The sequence below is a fragment of the Patulibacter defluvii genome, from assembly GCF_034096925.1.
GTDB lineage: Bacteria > Actinomycetota > Thermoleophilia > Solirubrobacterales > Solirubrobacteraceae > Patulibacter > Patulibacter defluvii.
In genome coordinates this window covers 1-16,356 of record NZ_JAWZSQ010000026.1, presented here as the reverse complement: position 1 = coordinate 16,356, position 16,356 = coordinate 1, and the positions used below count along the sequence as shown (strand labels likewise).

Annotated in this window: 11 protein-coding genes and 1 pseudogene; 5 read left to right on the top strand and 7 right to left on the bottom strand. The window is 73.3% G+C overall.

Going from position 1 to position 16,356, the window contains the following annotated elements:
* Positions 1-153 precede the first annotated feature (153 nt).
* Both SH587_RS20955 and SH587_RS20950 read left to right on the top strand, forming a co-directional pair.
* Positions 154-2,301, top strand: a complete 2,148-nt coding sequence (locus SH587_RS20955; RefSeq protein ID WP_320672600.1) for a glutamine synthetase III family protein — start codon at positions 154-156, stop codon at positions 2,299-2,301.
* A 109-nt stretch (positions 2,302-2,410) separates the two neighbouring features.
* Entirely contained in the window at positions 2,411-3,424 is a 1,014-nt protein-coding gene (locus SH587_RS20950; protein ID WP_320672599.1) for a DUF1963 domain-containing protein, read from the top strand.
* A 21-nt stretch (positions 3,425-3,445) separates the two neighbouring features.
* Here the strand turns inward: SH587_RS20950 and SH587_RS20945 are convergent, their stop codons facing one another.
* A complete protein-coding gene (locus tag SH587_RS20945; protein WP_320672598.1) occupies positions 3,446-4,120 on the bottom strand; it encodes an HNH endonuclease family protein in 675 nt (224 codons plus the stop codon).
* A gap of 121 nt (positions 4,121-4,241) precedes the next feature.
* Positions 4,242-6,473, bottom strand: a complete 2,232-nt coding sequence (gene katG, locus SH587_RS20940; RefSeq protein WP_320672597.1) for a catalase/peroxidase HPI — start codon at positions 6,471-6,473, stop codon at positions 4,242-4,244.
* Between the two features lie 187 nt (positions 6,474-6,660).
* Between katG and SH587_RS24690 the strand changes: the two are divergent.
* Positions 6,661-6,813: pseudogene (locus SH587_RS24690) on the top strand (helix-turn-helix transcriptional regulator); the annotation flags it as partial.
* A gap of 125 nt (positions 6,814-6,938) precedes the next feature.
* Here the strand turns inward: SH587_RS24690 and SH587_RS20935 are convergent.
* The gene (locus SH587_RS20935) at positions 6,939-7,565 is read right to left on the bottom strand and encodes a hypothetical protein (RefSeq protein WP_320672596.1); all 627 of its coding nucleotides are present in this window, start codon (positions 7,563-7,565) and stop codon (positions 6,939-6,941) included.
* Between the two features lie 138 nt (positions 7,566-7,703).
* Between SH587_RS20935 and SH587_RS20930 the strand changes: the two genes are divergently transcribed.
* Positions 7,704-11,348, top strand: a complete 3,645-nt coding sequence (locus tag SH587_RS20930) for a methionine synthase (RefSeq protein WP_320672595.1) — start codon at positions 7,704-7,706, stop codon at positions 11,346-11,348.
* 174 nt (positions 11,349-11,522) lie between these two features.
* Entirely contained in the window at positions 11,523-12,836 is a 1,314-nt protein-coding gene (locus SH587_RS20925) for a nucleotide disphospho-sugar-binding domain-containing protein (protein ID WP_320672594.1), read from the top strand.
* A 25-nt stretch (positions 12,837-12,861) separates the two neighbouring features.
* Here the strand turns inward: SH587_RS20925 and SH587_RS20920 are convergent, their stop codons facing one another.
* The 4 genes from SH587_RS20920 to SH587_RS20905 form a co-directional block, all read right to left on the bottom strand.
* Complete coding sequence (locus SH587_RS20920) at positions 12,862-13,875, bottom strand: patatin-like phospholipase family protein (RefSeq protein WP_320672593.1); 1,014 nt, start codon at positions 13,873-13,875, stop codon at positions 12,862-12,864.
* A 52-nt stretch (positions 13,876-13,927) separates the two neighbouring features.
* Positions 13,928-14,833, bottom strand: a complete 906-nt coding sequence (locus tag SH587_RS20915) for an alpha/beta fold hydrolase (protein ID WP_320672592.1) — start codon at positions 14,831-14,833, stop codon at positions 13,928-13,930.
* Between the two features lie 36 nt (positions 14,834-14,869).
* A complete protein-coding gene (locus SH587_RS20910; RefSeq protein WP_320672647.1) occupies positions 14,870-15,196 on the bottom strand; it encodes a DUF4333 domain-containing protein in 327 nt (108 codons plus the stop codon).
* Between the two features lie 50 nt (positions 15,197-15,246).
* Positions 15,247-16,356: lysylphosphatidylglycerol synthase transmembrane domain-containing protein (locus SH587_RS20905; protein ID WP_320672591.1), on the bottom strand; the 1,110-nt coding region annotated here is incomplete at its 5' end.

Here is a 16,356-nt window from a genome sequence, read left to right as displayed (position 1 = left end):
GCCGTGGCGTACGGGACCACCGGCCGTTTGGACATCGGGATAAGGTCTGCGGCGGCGGAACGGACCTACGCTCGCCACCCGGTCCGCGTTCGCGGGCACGCTCGTGCTCGCCCGCGTCGATCGGTCACCGAATCCGAGGAGCTCTCGCACCCCATGACCCAGTCCCGCCAGAGGAACGTGTCCGCCGCGCGCTGGACCGCCGATGACGTCGCGTTCGGCGCCGAGAACCTGACCCGGCCGCAGAACCTCATCTTCGGCGTGGACGTCTTCAGCCCTGCCGTGCAGCGGCAGCGGCTTCCGAAGGACGTCTACAAGCGCCTGCAGCGGACGCTGGAGCGGGGCGAGGCCCTCGACGTCACGCTCGCCGACGCCGTCGCCTCGGCGATGAAGGAGTGGGCGCTGGAGAAGGGCGCGAGCCACTACACGCACTGGTTCCAGCCGCTGACGGGGTCGACAGCCGAGAAGCACGACAGCTTCTTCAGCCCGACCGGCGACGGCAACGCGATCGCCGAGTTCTCCGGCAAGGAGCTGATCCAGGGCGAGCCGGACGCCTCGTCGTTCCCGACCGGCGGCATCCGCGCGACCTTCGAGGCCCGCGGCTACACCGCCTGGGACCCGACCTCGCCGGCGTTCATCCTCGAGAACCCGAACGGCGCGCTGCTCTGCATCCCCACCGCGTTCACCTCGTGGACGGGCGAGGCGCTGGACACGAAGATCCCGCTGCTGCGCTCGATGGACGCGCTGTCGAAGGCGGCGATCCGCGGCCTGCGGCTGCTGGGCGACACCGATCCGCAGCGGGTCTTCACCACGATCGGCGCCGAGCAGGAGTACTTCCTGATCGACGAGCAGTACTACTACGAGCGCCCCGACCTGCAGATCACGGGCCGGACGCTGTTCGGCGCCCAGCCGCCCAAGGGCCACGAGCTGGACGACCACTACTTCGGCTCGATCCCCGAGCGCGTGCTGGCGTACATGATGGACACGGAGCGCCAGCTGAACAAGCTCGGCGTGCCGGTCAAGACCCGCCACAACGAGGTCGCGCCGGGCCAGTACGAGCTGGCCCCGCTGTTCGAGACCTCGAACGTCGCCGCCGACCACCAGCACCTGGTGATGCAGGTGATGGAGCAGACGGCGCCCCGCTACGGCCTGGTGGCGCTGCTGCACGAGAAGCCGTTCGCCGGCGTCAACGGCTCGGGCAAGCACAACAACTGGTCGATGGGCACCGACCTCGGCGGCAACCTGCTCGATCCGGGCGACACCCCGCACGAGAACCTGGTCTTCCTGTTCTTCTGCGCGGCCGTGATCAAGGCCGTCAACGAGCACGCCGGCCTGCTGCGGGCGACCGCCGCCAACGTCGGCCAGGACCACCGCCTGGGCGCCAACGAGGCGCCGCCGGCGATCATCTCGATCTTCCTCGGCGCCGAGCTGGAGTCGGTCTTCGAGGCGATCGAGTCCGGCGAGGGCGATCCCTCCTCCCCCGGCTCGTTCCTGGGCCTGGGGACGCCGGTCCTGCCGCCGCTGCCGCGCCACGGCGGCGACCGCAACCGGACCTCGCCGTTCGCGTTCACGGGCAACAAGTTCGAGTTCCGCGCGCTCGGCTCGTCGCAGTCGCTGGGCTTCACCAACACGGTGCTGAACACGATCACCGCCGAGGCGATCGACGCCCTCTCCGACCAGCTCGAGGCGAAGATCGAGGCCGGCGCCGAGCTGGCCGCCGCGGTCACCGAGGTCGTCCGCGACGTCTACGGGGCGAACAAGCAGGTCGTCTTCGGCGGCGACGGCTACGCCCAGGAGTGGCAGGACGAGGCGGCCCAGCGCGGCCTCAAGAACCTGCGCACGACCCCGGACGCGCTGCCGGAGATCGTCGCCCCCGAGGTGATCTCGGTCTTCGAGAAGTACGAGGTCCTCAGCGCCCGCGAGGTCGAGGCCCGCTACGAGGTCCTGCTCGAGCAGTACGGCGTGAAGCTGAACATCGAGGCCGAGACCGCCGCCTCGATCGCCCGCACCCTGATCCTGCCGGCGGCCGTCGCCCACCTGCGGCGGCTGCAGGAGGCCGGTCTCGAGGCGCCGGCGGCCGAGGCCAAGGGCCTGGCCGACGACCTCTACACCCGGATCCTGGAGCTGGAGAAGCTCAACGCCAAGGAGGGCGAGCTCGGCGACCTCGAGCACGTCCGCTTCCTGCGCGACCAGGTGATCCCGGCGATGGCCGCGGTCCGCGAGGTGGCGGACAAGCTGGAGAAGATCGTCGCCGACGACCTCTGGCCGCTGCCGCACTACCAGGAGATGCTGTTCATCAAGTAGGCGGTGGGCCGCCGGATGTGACGTTCCGGTCGCTGCGGGACCGAAACGTCGCATCGGGCGGACGTCGAGCCGGGCGGTGGCGCGGCCGAGCAGGTGGTAGAAGCCGGCGATGACCGCTCGCCGCTCCCTGCTCGCGCTGCTCGGCGTCCTGCTCACCGCCGGCGGCGCAGCTGTCGTCGCGACGGCCGACCCGATCGCGGCGCCCGACCGGCCGGCCGCGACCGCACGGGCCGCGTCAGCCGCCGCCGTCCCGCCCCCGGCCGCCGTCCCGGACGACGCCACCGCCCGTCGCGAGCTCGCCAGCGTGCTGCGCCGCCACGGCGTCTCGCAGCGCGGACGGCGGCGGCTGGTGCCCCGGGCCGAGTGGGGGCTGTTCGCCCTCCGGCGCGAGGGCCCGGGCGTCAGCCGGATCGGCGGCCCGGCGCTGCTCCCCCGTGGAACGGCGTGGCCGGTCCGCCGCGGGCGACCGCTGACCTTCGTCGCGGCGATCGCGCTCGCCGAGCTGCCCGGCTTCCCCGACCGCGGGCTGCTCCCGGCGAGCGGCACGCTGCTCTTCTTCGCCGCGATGGAGAAGCTGTGGGAGCCGGTCTCGGGCAACCGGCCCGGCGGACCGCTGCGGGTGCTCCACGTGCCGGCGACGACGCCGCTCGACCGGGCTCGGCCGCCGAAGCCGACGCGACCGGCACCGGCCGACGCCTCGCCGGTCGGGATGCGGTCGGTGCCGCTCGCCTTCCGGCCGAAGCTGACGCTGCTCGACAGCTGGTCGGCCCGCTACGACCGGCGGATCGGCCTCGGCCCGCGCGACAGCCGGGCCTACGACCGGGCGTCGCTGGCGTGGGACCGCCGCTGGGGCGTCCCGCCGTGGCCCAAGGGCGACGGGTTCGACGACGAGTCCGAGGCCCAGCAGGCGGCGGCCGAGCTGAGCATGAACCAGATCCTCGGGATCCCGATGACGAGCCAGGACGACCCGCGCGACCGCGACCAGCTGAGCCTGCTGACCGCGATCCCCTACACCGTCGGCGGCGACTTCCTCGACGCCGGCGACGTCAGCTTCGTGATCGCGCGTCGCGACCTGCGGGACGGGCGCTGGAGCCGGATCACCGTCGTGCCCTCCAGCTCGTGAGCGCCCGCCCGGCCCCGGCCCTCAGCGCGCCGTCGTCACCGTGATCGAGGTCGACGGGCAGCTGCTGGCCCAGGACCCGAGGGTCGACTTCTCGCCGCTGTCGACCTTCAGCCGCCAGCGGGTCTTGACCGCGACCCACTCGGTCACGTAGCGGCAGCGGACGCTGGCGAGCGGGGGCAGCCACTCGCGCGGGTCCTGGTCGCCCTTGGCCTGGTTGACGTCGTCGGTGACCGCGACCAGCGAGCGGGGGTCGCCGAGGTCGTTGGCGAAGCGCTCGCGGTCGCTCGCCGTCCAGGCCGAGGCGCCGGAGTCCCAGGCCTCGGCCAGCGGCACCAGGTGGTCGATGTCGAGGTCGGAGGGGCTGGTCCAGGCGGCGCCGTCGTAGTAGGACGTCCAGCGGCCGCCGCTGAGGGCGCAGCCGCTGCCGACCGTCGGCCGGGTGGTCGCCTCGGCGAGCAGGACCTCGTTGCGGGTGCTGCAGCCGTCGCCGTCGGCGTCGATCCAGTGACGGAACTTGTCGCGGGAGTAGCCGCTGCGGTTCTCGGCCGCCACCGGCAGGGCGGCGGTGGCCGCGCTCAGCGTGGTGGTGACCGTGGCCGCCGACGCTCCGGGGGCCGCGGTCGCGGCCAGGCCGCCGGTCGCGACGGCCGTGGTCAGCAGGAGGGTGGCGCGGACGCGCCGGGTGCTGCGGGGCATGGTGGTCTCCGGATGGGGGACGGGGACCACCCGATGCTCGCCCCGCGGCGCCCGTCGGATGTGACGTTCCGGTCTCCAGACGACCGGAACGTCACCGCCGACGGGCGGCGGGCAGGTCGAGCTAGCGGCGCAGCTCGAAGCGGTCCGCGTCCATCACCTTCGCCCAGGCGGCGGCGAACTCGCGGACGAACGTCTCCTTGGCGTCGTCGCTGGCGTAGACCTCGGCCAGGGCGCGCAGCTCGGAGTTCGAGCCGAACACCAGGTCGACGCGGGTGCCGGTCCAGCGGACCTCGCCGGTCGCGCGGTCGCGGCCCTCGAAGCGGCCGGCGTCGTCGGACAGCGGCTTCCACTCGGTCGCCATGTCGAGCAGGTTGACGAAGAAGTCGTTCGTCAGCAGGCCCGGGCGGTTGGTCAGGACGCCGTCCTTCGAGCCACCGGTGTTGACGCCGAGCACGCGGAGGCCGCCGACGAGGACGGTCATCTCGGGCGCGCTCAGGTTCAGCAGGTTGGCGCGGTCGATCAGCAGGTACTCGGCGGTCAGCCGCTGCTTGCCCGACAGGTAGTTGCGGAACCCGTCGGCGACCGGCTCCAGCGCCTCGAACGACTCGACGTCGGTCTGCTCCTGCGTGGCGTCGACGCGACCCGGGGTGAAGGGCACCACGACGTCGACCCCGGCGTCGGCCGCCGCCTGCTCGATCGCGGCCGTGCCGGCGAGCACGATCACGTCGGCCAGCGAGACCTGCGGGCCGCCGGCCTCGTTGAAGCCCTGCTGGACCTGCTCGAGCGCCGCCAGCACCGTCGCCAGTTGCTGCGGGTCGTTGACCTCCCAGTCCTTCTGGGGAGCGAGCCGCACGCGGGCGCCGTTGGCCCCGCCGCGCTTGTCGCTGCCGCGGAACGACGAGGCCGAGGCCCACGCCGCCGAGACCAGCTGCGAGACGCTCAGGCCGGAGGCGAGGATCTGCTCCTTCAGCGTCGCGATCTCGGCGTCGCCGATGCCGCCGGCGGGCGCCTCGGGCAGCGGGTCCTGCCAGAGCAGCGTCTCGCTCGGGACCTCGGGGCCGCGGTAGCGGGCGACCGGGCCCATGTCGCGGTGGGTCAGCTTGAACCAGGCGCGGGCGAAGGCGTCCGAGAACGCCTCCTGGTCGTCCTTGAAGCGGCGCGAGATCTTCTCGTAGGCCGGATCGAAGCGCAGCGCCAGGTCGGTGGTGAGCATCCGCGGCTCGCGCTTGCCCTCGCCGAACGCCTCGGGCACCAGGTCGGCGCCGCCGTCGTTCTTCGGCCGCCACTGGTTCGCCCCGGCGGGCGACTTCGTCAGCTCCCACTCGTAGGCGAAGAGGATGTGGAAGAACTCGTTGTCCCAGCGGGTCGGGTGGTAGGTCCAGGTGACCTCCAGGCCGCTGGTGATCGCGTCCGGGCCGCTGCCGCTGTTGAAGCTGTTCTTCCAGCCCAGGCCCTGCTCCTCGAGCGGGGCGCCCTCGGGCTCGGGGCCGACGTACTGGTCGGGATCGGCGGCGCCGTGGGTCTTGCCGAAGGTGTGGCCGCCGGCGATCAGCGCGACGGTCTCCTCGTCGTTCATCGCCATCCGGCGGAAGGTCTCGCGGATGTCGCGGGCGGCGGCGATCGGGTCCGGGTTGCCGTTCGGGCCCTCCGGGTTGACGTAGATCAGGCCCATCTGGACGGCGCCGAGCGGCTCCTCCAGCTGACGGTCGCCGGTGTAGCGCTCGTCGCCGAGCCACTCCTGCTCCGGGCCCCAGTAGACGTCCTCGTCGGGCTCCCAGACGTCCTCGCGACCGCCGGCGAAGCCGAAGGTCTTGAAGCCCATCGACTCGAGCGCGACGTTGCCGGCCAGGACCATCAGGTCGGCCCACGAGAGGTTGCGGCCGTACTTCTGCTTGACCGGCCAGAGCAGCCGGCGGGCCTTGTCGAGGTTGCCGTTGTCGGGCCAGCTGTTGAGCGGAGCGAACCGCTGCTGGCCGGCGCCGGCGCCGCCGCGGCCGTCGCTGATCCGGTAGGTGCCGGCGCTGTGCCAGGCCATCCGGACCATCAGGCCGCCGTAGTGCCCGAAGTCGGCGGGCCACCAGTCCTGCGAGGTGGTGATGACCTGCTCGATGTCCTGCTTGACCGCGGCCAGGTCGAGCGACTCGAACGCCTTCGCGTAGTCGAAGTCGGCCCCGTGCGGGTTCGCGACCGCCGGGTTCTTCGCCAGGATCTTCAGGTTCAGCCGCTCCGGCCACCAGCCGCGGTTGCCGCCGCCCTGGGTCGGGTGCGGGGCGCGACCGCCGTGGGCGACCGGGCAGCCGGTCGGGTGCTCCTCGTTCATCTCGCCGACGACGGCGTCAGGGGTCTCGGACACGGATGCTCTCTCCGGGTGGCGATGGGGACTCTGGCGGGACGGCGCTCGTGGCCCTTCCCGCTCCTATTCGACCACCCTACCTTGCTCTAGTGCAAGACGCGTAAAGACAATGTTCTTCAAGTAGGCGGGTGGGCGGCGGGCCAAACCAGGGTGGCCGGGACGATATCCGTTCGGATATCATCGAAGGGTGACCGCCGCGACGCTGATCCGCCGCGCCCGCACCGCCGCCGGCCTCACCCAGGCCGAGCTGGCCGCGCGCGCGGGCACCTCGCAGGCCACGGTCTCGCTCTACGAGCGCGCCCGCAAGGACCCCTCGGCCGCGACGCTCGACCGCCTGCTCCGCGCCGCGGGCTGGCGCCTGGAGGCCGCCCCGATGCCACAGCCCACCCCCGCCCAGCTCGCGGAGCGTGCGACCCGCCTGGAGCAGGTGCTGGAGCTGGCCGAGGCGCTGCCCGTCCGCCACCCTCAACGCCCGTACGGCCCGGTCGCCGGCGGCCGGCCGCCCGCCCCGGGCGCGGCCGCGGCCCCGCTCCAGCGGCGAGCACCCACGACGCAGGCGGCCAGCGCGGCGACGAAGGCGGCGATCCCGGCCACCCGCAGGACCAGCGCGATCGGGTCCTCGGCGCCGGGCAGGTCCCAGACCTCGTAGAGCAGCTGGCCCCAGTCGTGGTGGTCGCTGTCGCCGGTCAGCAGCGGCAGCGCCCGCTCGCGCGCGTCCGCGACGTAGACGGCCGCCGAGTAGCAGGAGGCGGACAGCAGGTTCAGGACCACGACCACCGCTCCCGTCCGCCGCTCGCGGACGGCGAGGAACAGCATCAGGGCCGGCACCGCCAGCTGCATCGCCGTCCCCGCCAGCAGGATCGCCGGGCGCCAGCCGGTCGCCATCAGCAGCAGGTGGCCGGCCTCGTGGAAGAGCAGGTTCACGGTGTGCGCCAGCTGGGCCAGGGCGCCGATCGGGCCGCCGCCGTACTCGACCCCCGGATCCTCGATCCAGAGCCGGTGGGCGAGCAGCACCGTCACGAAGCCGGCCAGCAGGGCCAGCAGCGGGTGCAGCCGGCCCGGGGCCAGCCAGCGGAGCGTCCGGGCGAGCATCGTCCGTCCCATCGGCGCGAACGCCCTCCCCCACCCCGCGGAGCGTCCCGCGGTCGACGAACGGCGGAGCCCGCCGGCACGTCCCAACCTTGACAAAGCTGTGGCAAGGTTGGTCCGATCGCTGCTAGCCTTCGCCCCATGGCCGAGCGTGACTACCTGGCAGCCGTGCGCGATGGGGTCGTCGTCTTCGACGGGTCGATGGGGGCGCTGCTGGAGGACAAGAACCTCTCCCTGGAGGACGACTACCGTCTTCCCGGGCGCGCGCACGAGGTCCTGGTCCTCAACCGTCCCGACGTCATCGAGGAGCTGCACACCACGATGCTCGACGCGGGCGCCGTGGTGCTGGAGACTGACTCCTTCCAGGCCTCGCGCTTGAAGCTCGACGAGTGGGGCCTGGCCGACCACACGCTGGAGATCAACCAGCGCGCGGCCGAGATCGCCCGCAAGGCCGCCGGTCCCGACCGCTTCGTGGCCGGCTCGATCGGCCCGACCGGGTTCCTCCCCTCCTCCGACGACCCGACCCTCGGCAACATCCTCTTCCCCGAGCTGGTCACCGTCTTCGAGGAGCAGTCGCGGGGCCTGATCCAGGGTGGTGCCGACCTCCTGATCATCGAGACCGCGCAGGACATCCTCGAGGTCAAGGCCGCGATCTTCGGCGCCCGCGAGGCGTTCAAGGCGACCGGCCGCCGGGTCCCGCTCCAGATCTCCGTCTCGCTGCTGCCGAACGGCGGCAAGATGCTGCTCGGCACCGACATCGCGTCGGTCGTCACCACGCTCGAGGCGCTGAAGGTCGACGTGATCGGCCTCAACTGCTCGACCGGCCCGGAGGACATGCGCGACGCGATCCGCTACCTGGGCGAGAACGCGTCGGTCCCGGTGCACTGCATCCCCAACGCCGGCATCCCGCAGCAGGGCGTCAACGGCGAGACGGTCTTCCCCGAGAAGCCGCAGCCGCTGGCCGACGCGCTCGGCGAGTTCGTCGACGACTACGGCGTGGCGATCGTCGGCGGCTGCTGCGGCACCACCCCCGAGCACATCTCGGCGATCGCCGAGCGGGTCGCGGGCAAGCCGGCCGGCGCCACCGCGCACGCTGCCGGGACCGTCAAGCGCAACATCCAGGTCTCGTCGATGATCGGGGCCGCCGACCTGGTCCAGGAGCCGCGGCCGACGATCGTCGGCGAGCGCGTCAACTCGCAGGGCTCGCGCAAGGCCAAGGAGCTGCTGCTGGCCGACGACTACGACTCGCTGGTCACGATCGCCGAGGGCCAGGTCGAGGGCGGCGCCCACGTGCTCGACGTCTGCGTCGCGCTGACCGAGCGCTCCGACGAGGCCGAGCAGATGCGGCAGGTCGTCAAGAAGATCTCGCTGACCCAGCCGGCGCCGATCCAGATCGACTCGACCGAGCCCGACGTGATCAAGATCGCGCTCGAGCAGATCCCCGGCCGCGCGATCGTCAACTCGGTCAACCTCGAGGCCGGCCGCGACAAGATGGACACGGTCGTGCCGCTGGCGATCGAGCACGGCGCCGCGGTGATCGCCCTGACGATCGACGAGATCGGGATGGGCAAGACCGTCGAGCGCAAGCTGGAGATCGCCGAGCGGATCAAGCAGATCGCCTGCGACGAGCACGGGCTGGAGCCCGAGGCGCTGATCTTCGACCTGCTGACCTTCACGCTGACCACCGGCGACGAGGAGTGGCGCGACTCGGCGATCCAGACGATCGAGGCGATCCGCGGGATCCGCGACCGGCTGCCCGGCGTCAAGACCTCGCTCGGCGTCTCGAACGTCAGCTTCGGCGTCGGCCTGGCCGCCCGCTCGGTCCTCAACTCGGTCTTCCTCTTCCACGCGGTCGAGGCCGGGCTCGACCTGGCGATGGTCAACCCCGCCCACATCATCCCGATCGGGGAGATCGACCCGGTCGAGCGCGAGCTGGCCGAGAACCTGGTCTGGAACAAGAGCGAGGACGCGCTCGAGAAGTTCATCAACCACTTCGAGTCGAAGGGCCCCGAGGCCGACGCCGGGGCGGGCGGGCCGGGTTCTGATCCGACCGCCGAGATGGAGCCGGAGGAGGCGCTGCACTTCCGGATCCTCAAGCGCAAGAAGGACGGCGTCGAGGCCGACATCGACCGCGCGGTCGAGAAGATCGGCGCGGTCCCGACCCTCAACGACGTGCTGCTGCCGGCGATGAAGGAGGTCGGCGACAAGTTCGGCGCCGGCGAGCTGATCCTGCCGTTCGTGCTGCAGTCGGCCGAGGTGATGAAGAAGGCCGTCAAGCAGCTGGAGAACTACCTCGAGCGGACGGCCGACTACACCAAGGGCACCGTCGTCCTGGCGACCGTCTTCGGCGACGTCCACGACATCGGCAAGTCGCTGGTCAACACGATCCTGTCGAACAACGGCTACACGGTCGTCGACCTCGGCAAGCAGGTCCCGGTCGGCACGATCCTGGAGGCCGCCAAGGAGCACGACGCGACCGCGATCGGGCTCTCGGCGCTGCTGGTCTCGACCTCGAAGCAGATGCCGTTGGCCGTCCAGGAGCTGCACCGCGAGGGCCTGAAGTACCCGGTCCTGGTGGGCGGCGCGGCGATCAACCGCAACTTCTCCTACCGCGCCCTGCACCCCAACGGGCTCGACGACGACACGGTCTACGAGGGCGGCGTCTTCTACTGCAAGGACGCCTTCGAGGGCCTCGGCGTGATGGACCGGATGGTCGACGACCAGGCCCATCCGCAGATGCTGGAGGAGATCAAGGCCGGCGCGATCAAGCTCCGCGACGCGGCCAAGGAGGAGGAGAGCCTGCCGCCGACCGACGACGACTCCGTGCGCTCGCCGGTCGCGACCGACGCGCCGGTCCCGGAGCCGCCGTTCTGGGGCGTCCAGGAGGTCCCGGTCGACATGGACGAGCTGTACCACCACCTCGACACCCACGTCCTCTTCAAGCTCCACTGGGGCGGCAAGGGGATCAAGGGCGAGGCCTGGCGCAAGCTCGTCGAGGGCGACCCCTCCGATCCCGACGCCGGCGAGGGCTTCCGCCACAAGCTCGAGCGGATGTGGAAGGAGCAGACCTACCTGCACCCGCGGGCGCTGATCGGCTTCTTCCCCTGCTACGCCGACGGCAACGAGATCGTCGTCCTCGACCCCGAGGACCGCACGACCGAGATCAACCGCTTCGTCACTCCGCGCCAGCAGAAGGGCGACCGGATGGCGACCGCCGACTTCTTCCGCCCGGGCGTCCGCCAGGAGGACGGGACGGTCGTCGCGCCGGAGGAGCTGGACGTGATCGCGGTCCAGGCGCTGACCGTCGGCGACGAGGTCACGCAGCTGATGGCGAAGCTGGAGGCCGAGGGCGAGTACGCCGAGCAGCTGTTCGTCCACGGCCTCGGCGTGCAGACCGCCGAGGGCCTGTCGGAGTGGCTGCACTGGAAGGTCCGCAACTGGTTCGGGATCCCCGAGACCCAGGGCCGCCGGCTCTCGTGGGGCTACCCCGCGATCCCCGACCAGTCCGAGCACGAGAAGGTCCGCGACCTGCTCGACCTGTCGCGGATCGGCGTCGACCTGACCGACGGCTACTCCCCCACGCCCGAGCAGTCGACGCTGGCGATGGTCCTCCACCACCCGCAGGCGGTCTACTACGGGATGCGCAACGGCCGCTTCCTGGAGAACGGCTCGCCCGACGAGGTGATCCGCGGGACCTCGCGAGACGCGACCCGGATCGAGGCCGACTTCCTGGAGCAGGAGGTCGAGGAGGGCGAGTCGGTCCAGACCGAGGGCGCCACCGCCTGAGGTCGAGCCGCCCCGCGCGCCCCGGCACCCCAACGCCGGGAGCGCGCTTCGGCGGCAAACGTTGGGGTCGATCTCGGGCCCCGACCCCGTCGCGCCGCGGCGGGGTCCGCCGTACAACTGCTCCGGTCGGGTACCAGGCCGCCGGCCTCCACACCCTCCACCCGGAGCAGCGACGTGTCCGAGTTCCTCTTGACCCTCTTCGACGTCGGCGGCGACGTGCCGCCGACCCTCAGCGTCGCCGTGGCGCTGCGCGACCGCGGCCACGGCGTCCGCGCGATCGGCGATCCCTGCCTGGCCCAGGAGGTGCGGGCGGCCGGGATCGAGTTCGTGCCCTGGACCACCGCCCCGCGCCGCACCGACCGCGGCCGCGACGGCGACCTGGTCCGCGACTGGGAGCTGAAGAGCGGCGCCAAGTCGTTCTCCCGCGCCCGCGACGCGGTCACGATCGGTCCCGCCGGCCGCTACGCCGCCGACGTCCTGGCCGAGCTGGCGCGGCGGCCCGCCGACGTGGTCGTCAGCCCGCCGATGGTCGCCGGCAGCCTGATCGCGGCCGAGGCGTCGTCGGCCCGCTCGGCGGTGCTGCTGCCGACGGTCAACGTGCTCGGCGCCCCCGGGATCCCGCCGACCGGCCGTGGCTTCCTGCCCGCCCGCGGACCGCTCGGGCGGCTCCGCGACCGGGTCGTCGCCGGGATCGCCGAGCGGATGTGGGACAGCGGCCTGGAGACCCTCAACGCCGCCCGCGCCGGCGTCGGCCTGGCGCCGCTGCGCCACGTCGTCGACCAGATCCACCGCGCCGACCGGATCCTCGTCGCCACCACCCGCGCGTTCGACTTCCCCAGCCCCCAGCTGCCGCCGTCGTTCCGCTACGTCGGGCCGCGGCTGATGGACCCGACCTGGGCCGCCGACTGGTCGGCCCCCGAGGGCGAGGGGCCGCTGATCCTGGCCAGCCTCAGCTCGACCTTCATGGACCAGGGGCCGCTGCTGGACCGGATCGCAGCCGGGCTCGGCACGCTGCCGGTCCGCGGGCTGATCACGACCGGACCGGCGTTCGCGCCCGGCGACGTCGCCGCCCCGCCGAACGTGACGGTGCTCGAGTCGGCCCCGCACGGCCGCGTGATGCCGGCCGCCGGGGCGGTCGTCACCCACGGCGGCCACGGGACCGTGATCAAGGCGCTCGCCCACGGGATCCCGGTCGTCTGCCTGCCGATGGGCCGCGACCAGCACGACGTCGCGGCCCGGGTGCAGGTCGCCGGGGCCGGCCTGCGGCTGCCGGCCGATGCCTCCCCGCAGCGGATCGCGCAGGCGGTCCGGCGGGTGCTCCAGGATCCCGGGATCCACGCCGCCGCCCAGCGGATCGGCGCCGCGATCCGCAGCGACCTGGTGCGGGACCGCGCGGTCGAGGAGCTGGAGCAGCTGGCGGACGCGGGAACGACCGCCTCGGCCGACCTCGCCCTGGCGCTCGAGGCGTCGCTGGCCGGGGCCCGCTGAACGGGCGGGCGGCGCCGGCCGGCCCTCAGCCGGTCAGCGCCGCGACCACCCGGTCGATCTCGTCCGACCGCTCGTCGAGCAGCCGCTCGGCCTCGCGGCGGAGCGCGGCGCGGTTCTCCGGCGAGGCGTCGTCCATCCCCGGCGACGCCTCCTGGAGCGTGGTCTGCAGCCGCACGTAGCGCTGGCCGAGCAGCCGCTGGCAGTGGAACTCGGTGGTGTCGGAGATCCCGTCGAAGACGACGTCGACGATCCGCGGCGCCCACTCCAGCGCGCCCCAGTCCTTGGCGTCCTCGTAGCCGATCGGCCGCGTCGAGCTGCCGGTGCCGAGCGACAGCAGCAGCTCGACGCCGACGTCGGCCAGGTCGACCGGCCGCTCGGGCGGCTCGCCCGCCCCGCCCGTGCGGCGGCCGCGGTCGTCGCGCAGCTGGTCGGTCAGCGCCACCAGCGCCGGGTTGGTGGCGAAGACGCCGCCGTCGATCAGGGCGTAGGTCGAGCGGCCCTCGACGTCGCGGATCAGCGCCGGCTCGAAGTAGGTCGGCGCGGCCGAGGTCGCCTGGGCCACGTCGCGCAGCCGGAAGTCGTGGGCGGGATCGCGGCGGGCGCGGGCCGACCGCAGCAGCGTCGCCTTGCGCCGCTCCAGGTCGTAGGCGGTCAGCAGGACCTCCGTCCCCGGCACGATCCCGCTCAGGGGCACGTCGCCGAGCCGCCGCTGCAGCGCCTCGCGGAGGCCGGTGTCGGCGTAGCGCTCGTCGAGCGCGCCCCAGGCGGTGCGGACCCGGCGCAGGAGCGTGCGGGCGAAGATCTCCGGCCCCTCGACCTCGTAGAGGCCGACCAGCTCGGCGGCGGCGTAGCGCGGGCGGTCGCCGGCGATCGGGTCCGGCGTCGTCAGCCCGCAGGCCAGGATCCCGCCGGTCGAGGTGCCGGCGATCAGGTCGAAGCACTCGGCGATCGGCCGCCGGGTGCGACGCTCGATCTCGGCCAGCACCAGCGCCGGGATCAGGCCGCGGATGCCGCCGCCGTCGATCGAGAGGATCCGCACCGATCGATCGTCTCGCGCTCGTCGTCCGTCGTCCAGTCGCGACCGCGCGCCGTCAGCCGGCGCGGGCGGCCGTCTCCAGCGCCACGCGGACGGCGACCTCGGGGTGCTCCCAGAAGAACAGGTGGCCGGTGTCGGACAGGGTCTCCAGCCGCGCACCCGGGATCTCGGCCGCCAGCGCGGGCGCGTTCGGGTAGGGCAGCATCTGGTCCTCGGTGCCGTGGACGACCGCCACCGGGACGTCGATCGAGGCCAGCCGACCGGCGGTGTCGTGCTCGCCGATCGCCTGCATCTGCTGGGAGATCACCCGCAGCGAGACGCGGTTCTCGGTCGTGATCGCGACGAACTCGGCGAAGGCCCGCTCGTCGGCCGCGAAGCCGGCCGAGACGTTGATCTCCCAGCTGGCACGGAGCGCACGGGCGCCGTCGCCGCTCTGCAGCGCCTCGACCAGGCCCTGCATCACCAGCGGCTCGGTCCAGGTGCCGAGGACGTGGCCCGGCGAGGTGCAGCCGAGCACCAGCGACCGGACCCGCTCGGGGTGGCGGAGGGCCAGCTCCTGGGCGGTCATGCCGCCCATCGAGATCCCGAAGACGTCGATCGGCCCGGCGATCCCGAGCACGTCGAGCGCCGCCGCCTGGTCGTCGGCGAGGTCGGCGATCGCGTACGGCCCGGTCGCCCGCGACGAGCCGGCGACGCCGACGTGGTTGACGCTGATGATCTGGCGGCCGGCGGCCAGCAGCCCGTCCAGGAACCAGCGACCCCAGTGGCCGTGGCTGGCGGCCATCCCCTGGATCAGCAGCGTCGGCACGCCGTCGCCGTGCCGCAGCACCGTCCGGGTGGTGCCGTCGGCCAGCTCGATCGCGGTCGCCGCGGCCGGCCCCAGCAGCCGGGCCGCGCCGTCGGGCTGGTCGGTCCCCCGCGGGGGCTCGCGATCGGCAGCGACGACGGTGGGCGGGGGCATCCCCCTGGACGGTAGAGCAGGTCCCGCGCGGGGCCCTCAGCCGCCGCCGTCCGCGGCCCCCGACCGGGGGGTGCCGGCCGCCGGGCGCGGCGGATCGGGCGCGCCGTCGGTCGGGGCGGGCGGCTGGCCGGGCAGCCCGGCGACGACCTCGAAGCGGCCGTCGTCGCTCGTCACCCGCACCTGGACGACCGTCGTGCGGCCGTCGTCGTAGCGGACGGCGCAGGGGAAGCGGGTGCCGACGTGCAGCTCCTGCCCGCCCTTGCAGCGGGCCTGCGCCGGCCGGCCGGTGCGGTCGGCGACGACCGTCGCCACCTGCTCCCCGGCCCGTCCGCCGTCGATCACCTCGGTCGCGCAGCCGGCCAGCGCCGACGCGGCGACCAGCGCCGCGAGCGCCAGCGGCGCCCGGCGTCCGGTCAGGACTCGGCCTCCGCGCCGACCCGCGAGCCCGCGAGGGCGCCGGCGGGAAGCGGCGGCAGGTCGACCGGACTGGCGTGCAGGGCCCGCATCCGGACGTCGCGCCAGGTGACGCCCTCGGCCAGCATCGCCGGCATCCCGAGCGCCAGCGCGGTGGCGATCTCGACCGCCTGGAGGACGATCCCGTAGCCGAGCGCGTCGGCGTTGCTGACCCCGTAGCCGAGCCCGAGGACCGTCACGCAGGCGGCCTGGAAGACGCCCAGGTTCGACGGCGTCGCCGGCAGCACCGCGGTCACGTTGACCGCGAACAGGACGGCCGCCGCGGCGCCCATCCCCTCGTGGATCCCGAACGCCTTCAGCAGCAGGTAGCAGCCGAGCCACTGGAGCGCCCAGGCGAACAGCTGGGCGCCGATCGCGACCACCGCGTGGCGCGGCTTGGTGAAGACCCGCAGGCCGCTGCGGAGCGCGTGCGCCAGGCCGCGGACCTTCGCCTGCAGCTCGCGCAGCTTCGGCGAGCGCGGCCGGTGGCGGCGCAGCAGCAGCGGCCCGACGAGCAGCAGCAGCAGCACCACGACCGGGGCGATCGTCAGCGTCAGCAGCGCCCCGTCGCCGTCCTTGAAGAGCCGGATCGAGCCGATCATCACCGTCCCCAGCAGCACCAGCGCGGCGACGTTGATCAGCGTCTGCGAGACGAGGGTGCCGAGCACGACCGGCAATCGCTCGCGCGGGCGGCCGGCGCGGCGGGCGATGATCAGCGCTCGCGACGGCTCGCCGAGGCGGGCCGGCAGCGTCGCCGACATCAGCACGCCGATCGCGGTCGCGCGGAAGGTGTCGCGCTGGCGCAGCGCGGCGTCGGGGATCGCGGCCCGCAGGATCGCGTGCCACGAGATCCCGCGGAAGGCCATCGAGATCGCGAACACGGCCAGCGCCATCAGCACCCAGGCCGGCGACGAGCGGACGAAGCTGTTGGCGATGCTGTCGATCCCGATCCGCTGCAGCGCCAGCGCGCCGAGGCCGACGGTGCCGACCGCGGCGGCGGCGACCAGGCCGCGGCGGGCCAGCCGCCGGCGGCGCGCGCGGCGGGTGATCTGGGGCTCGTTCGGCAACGA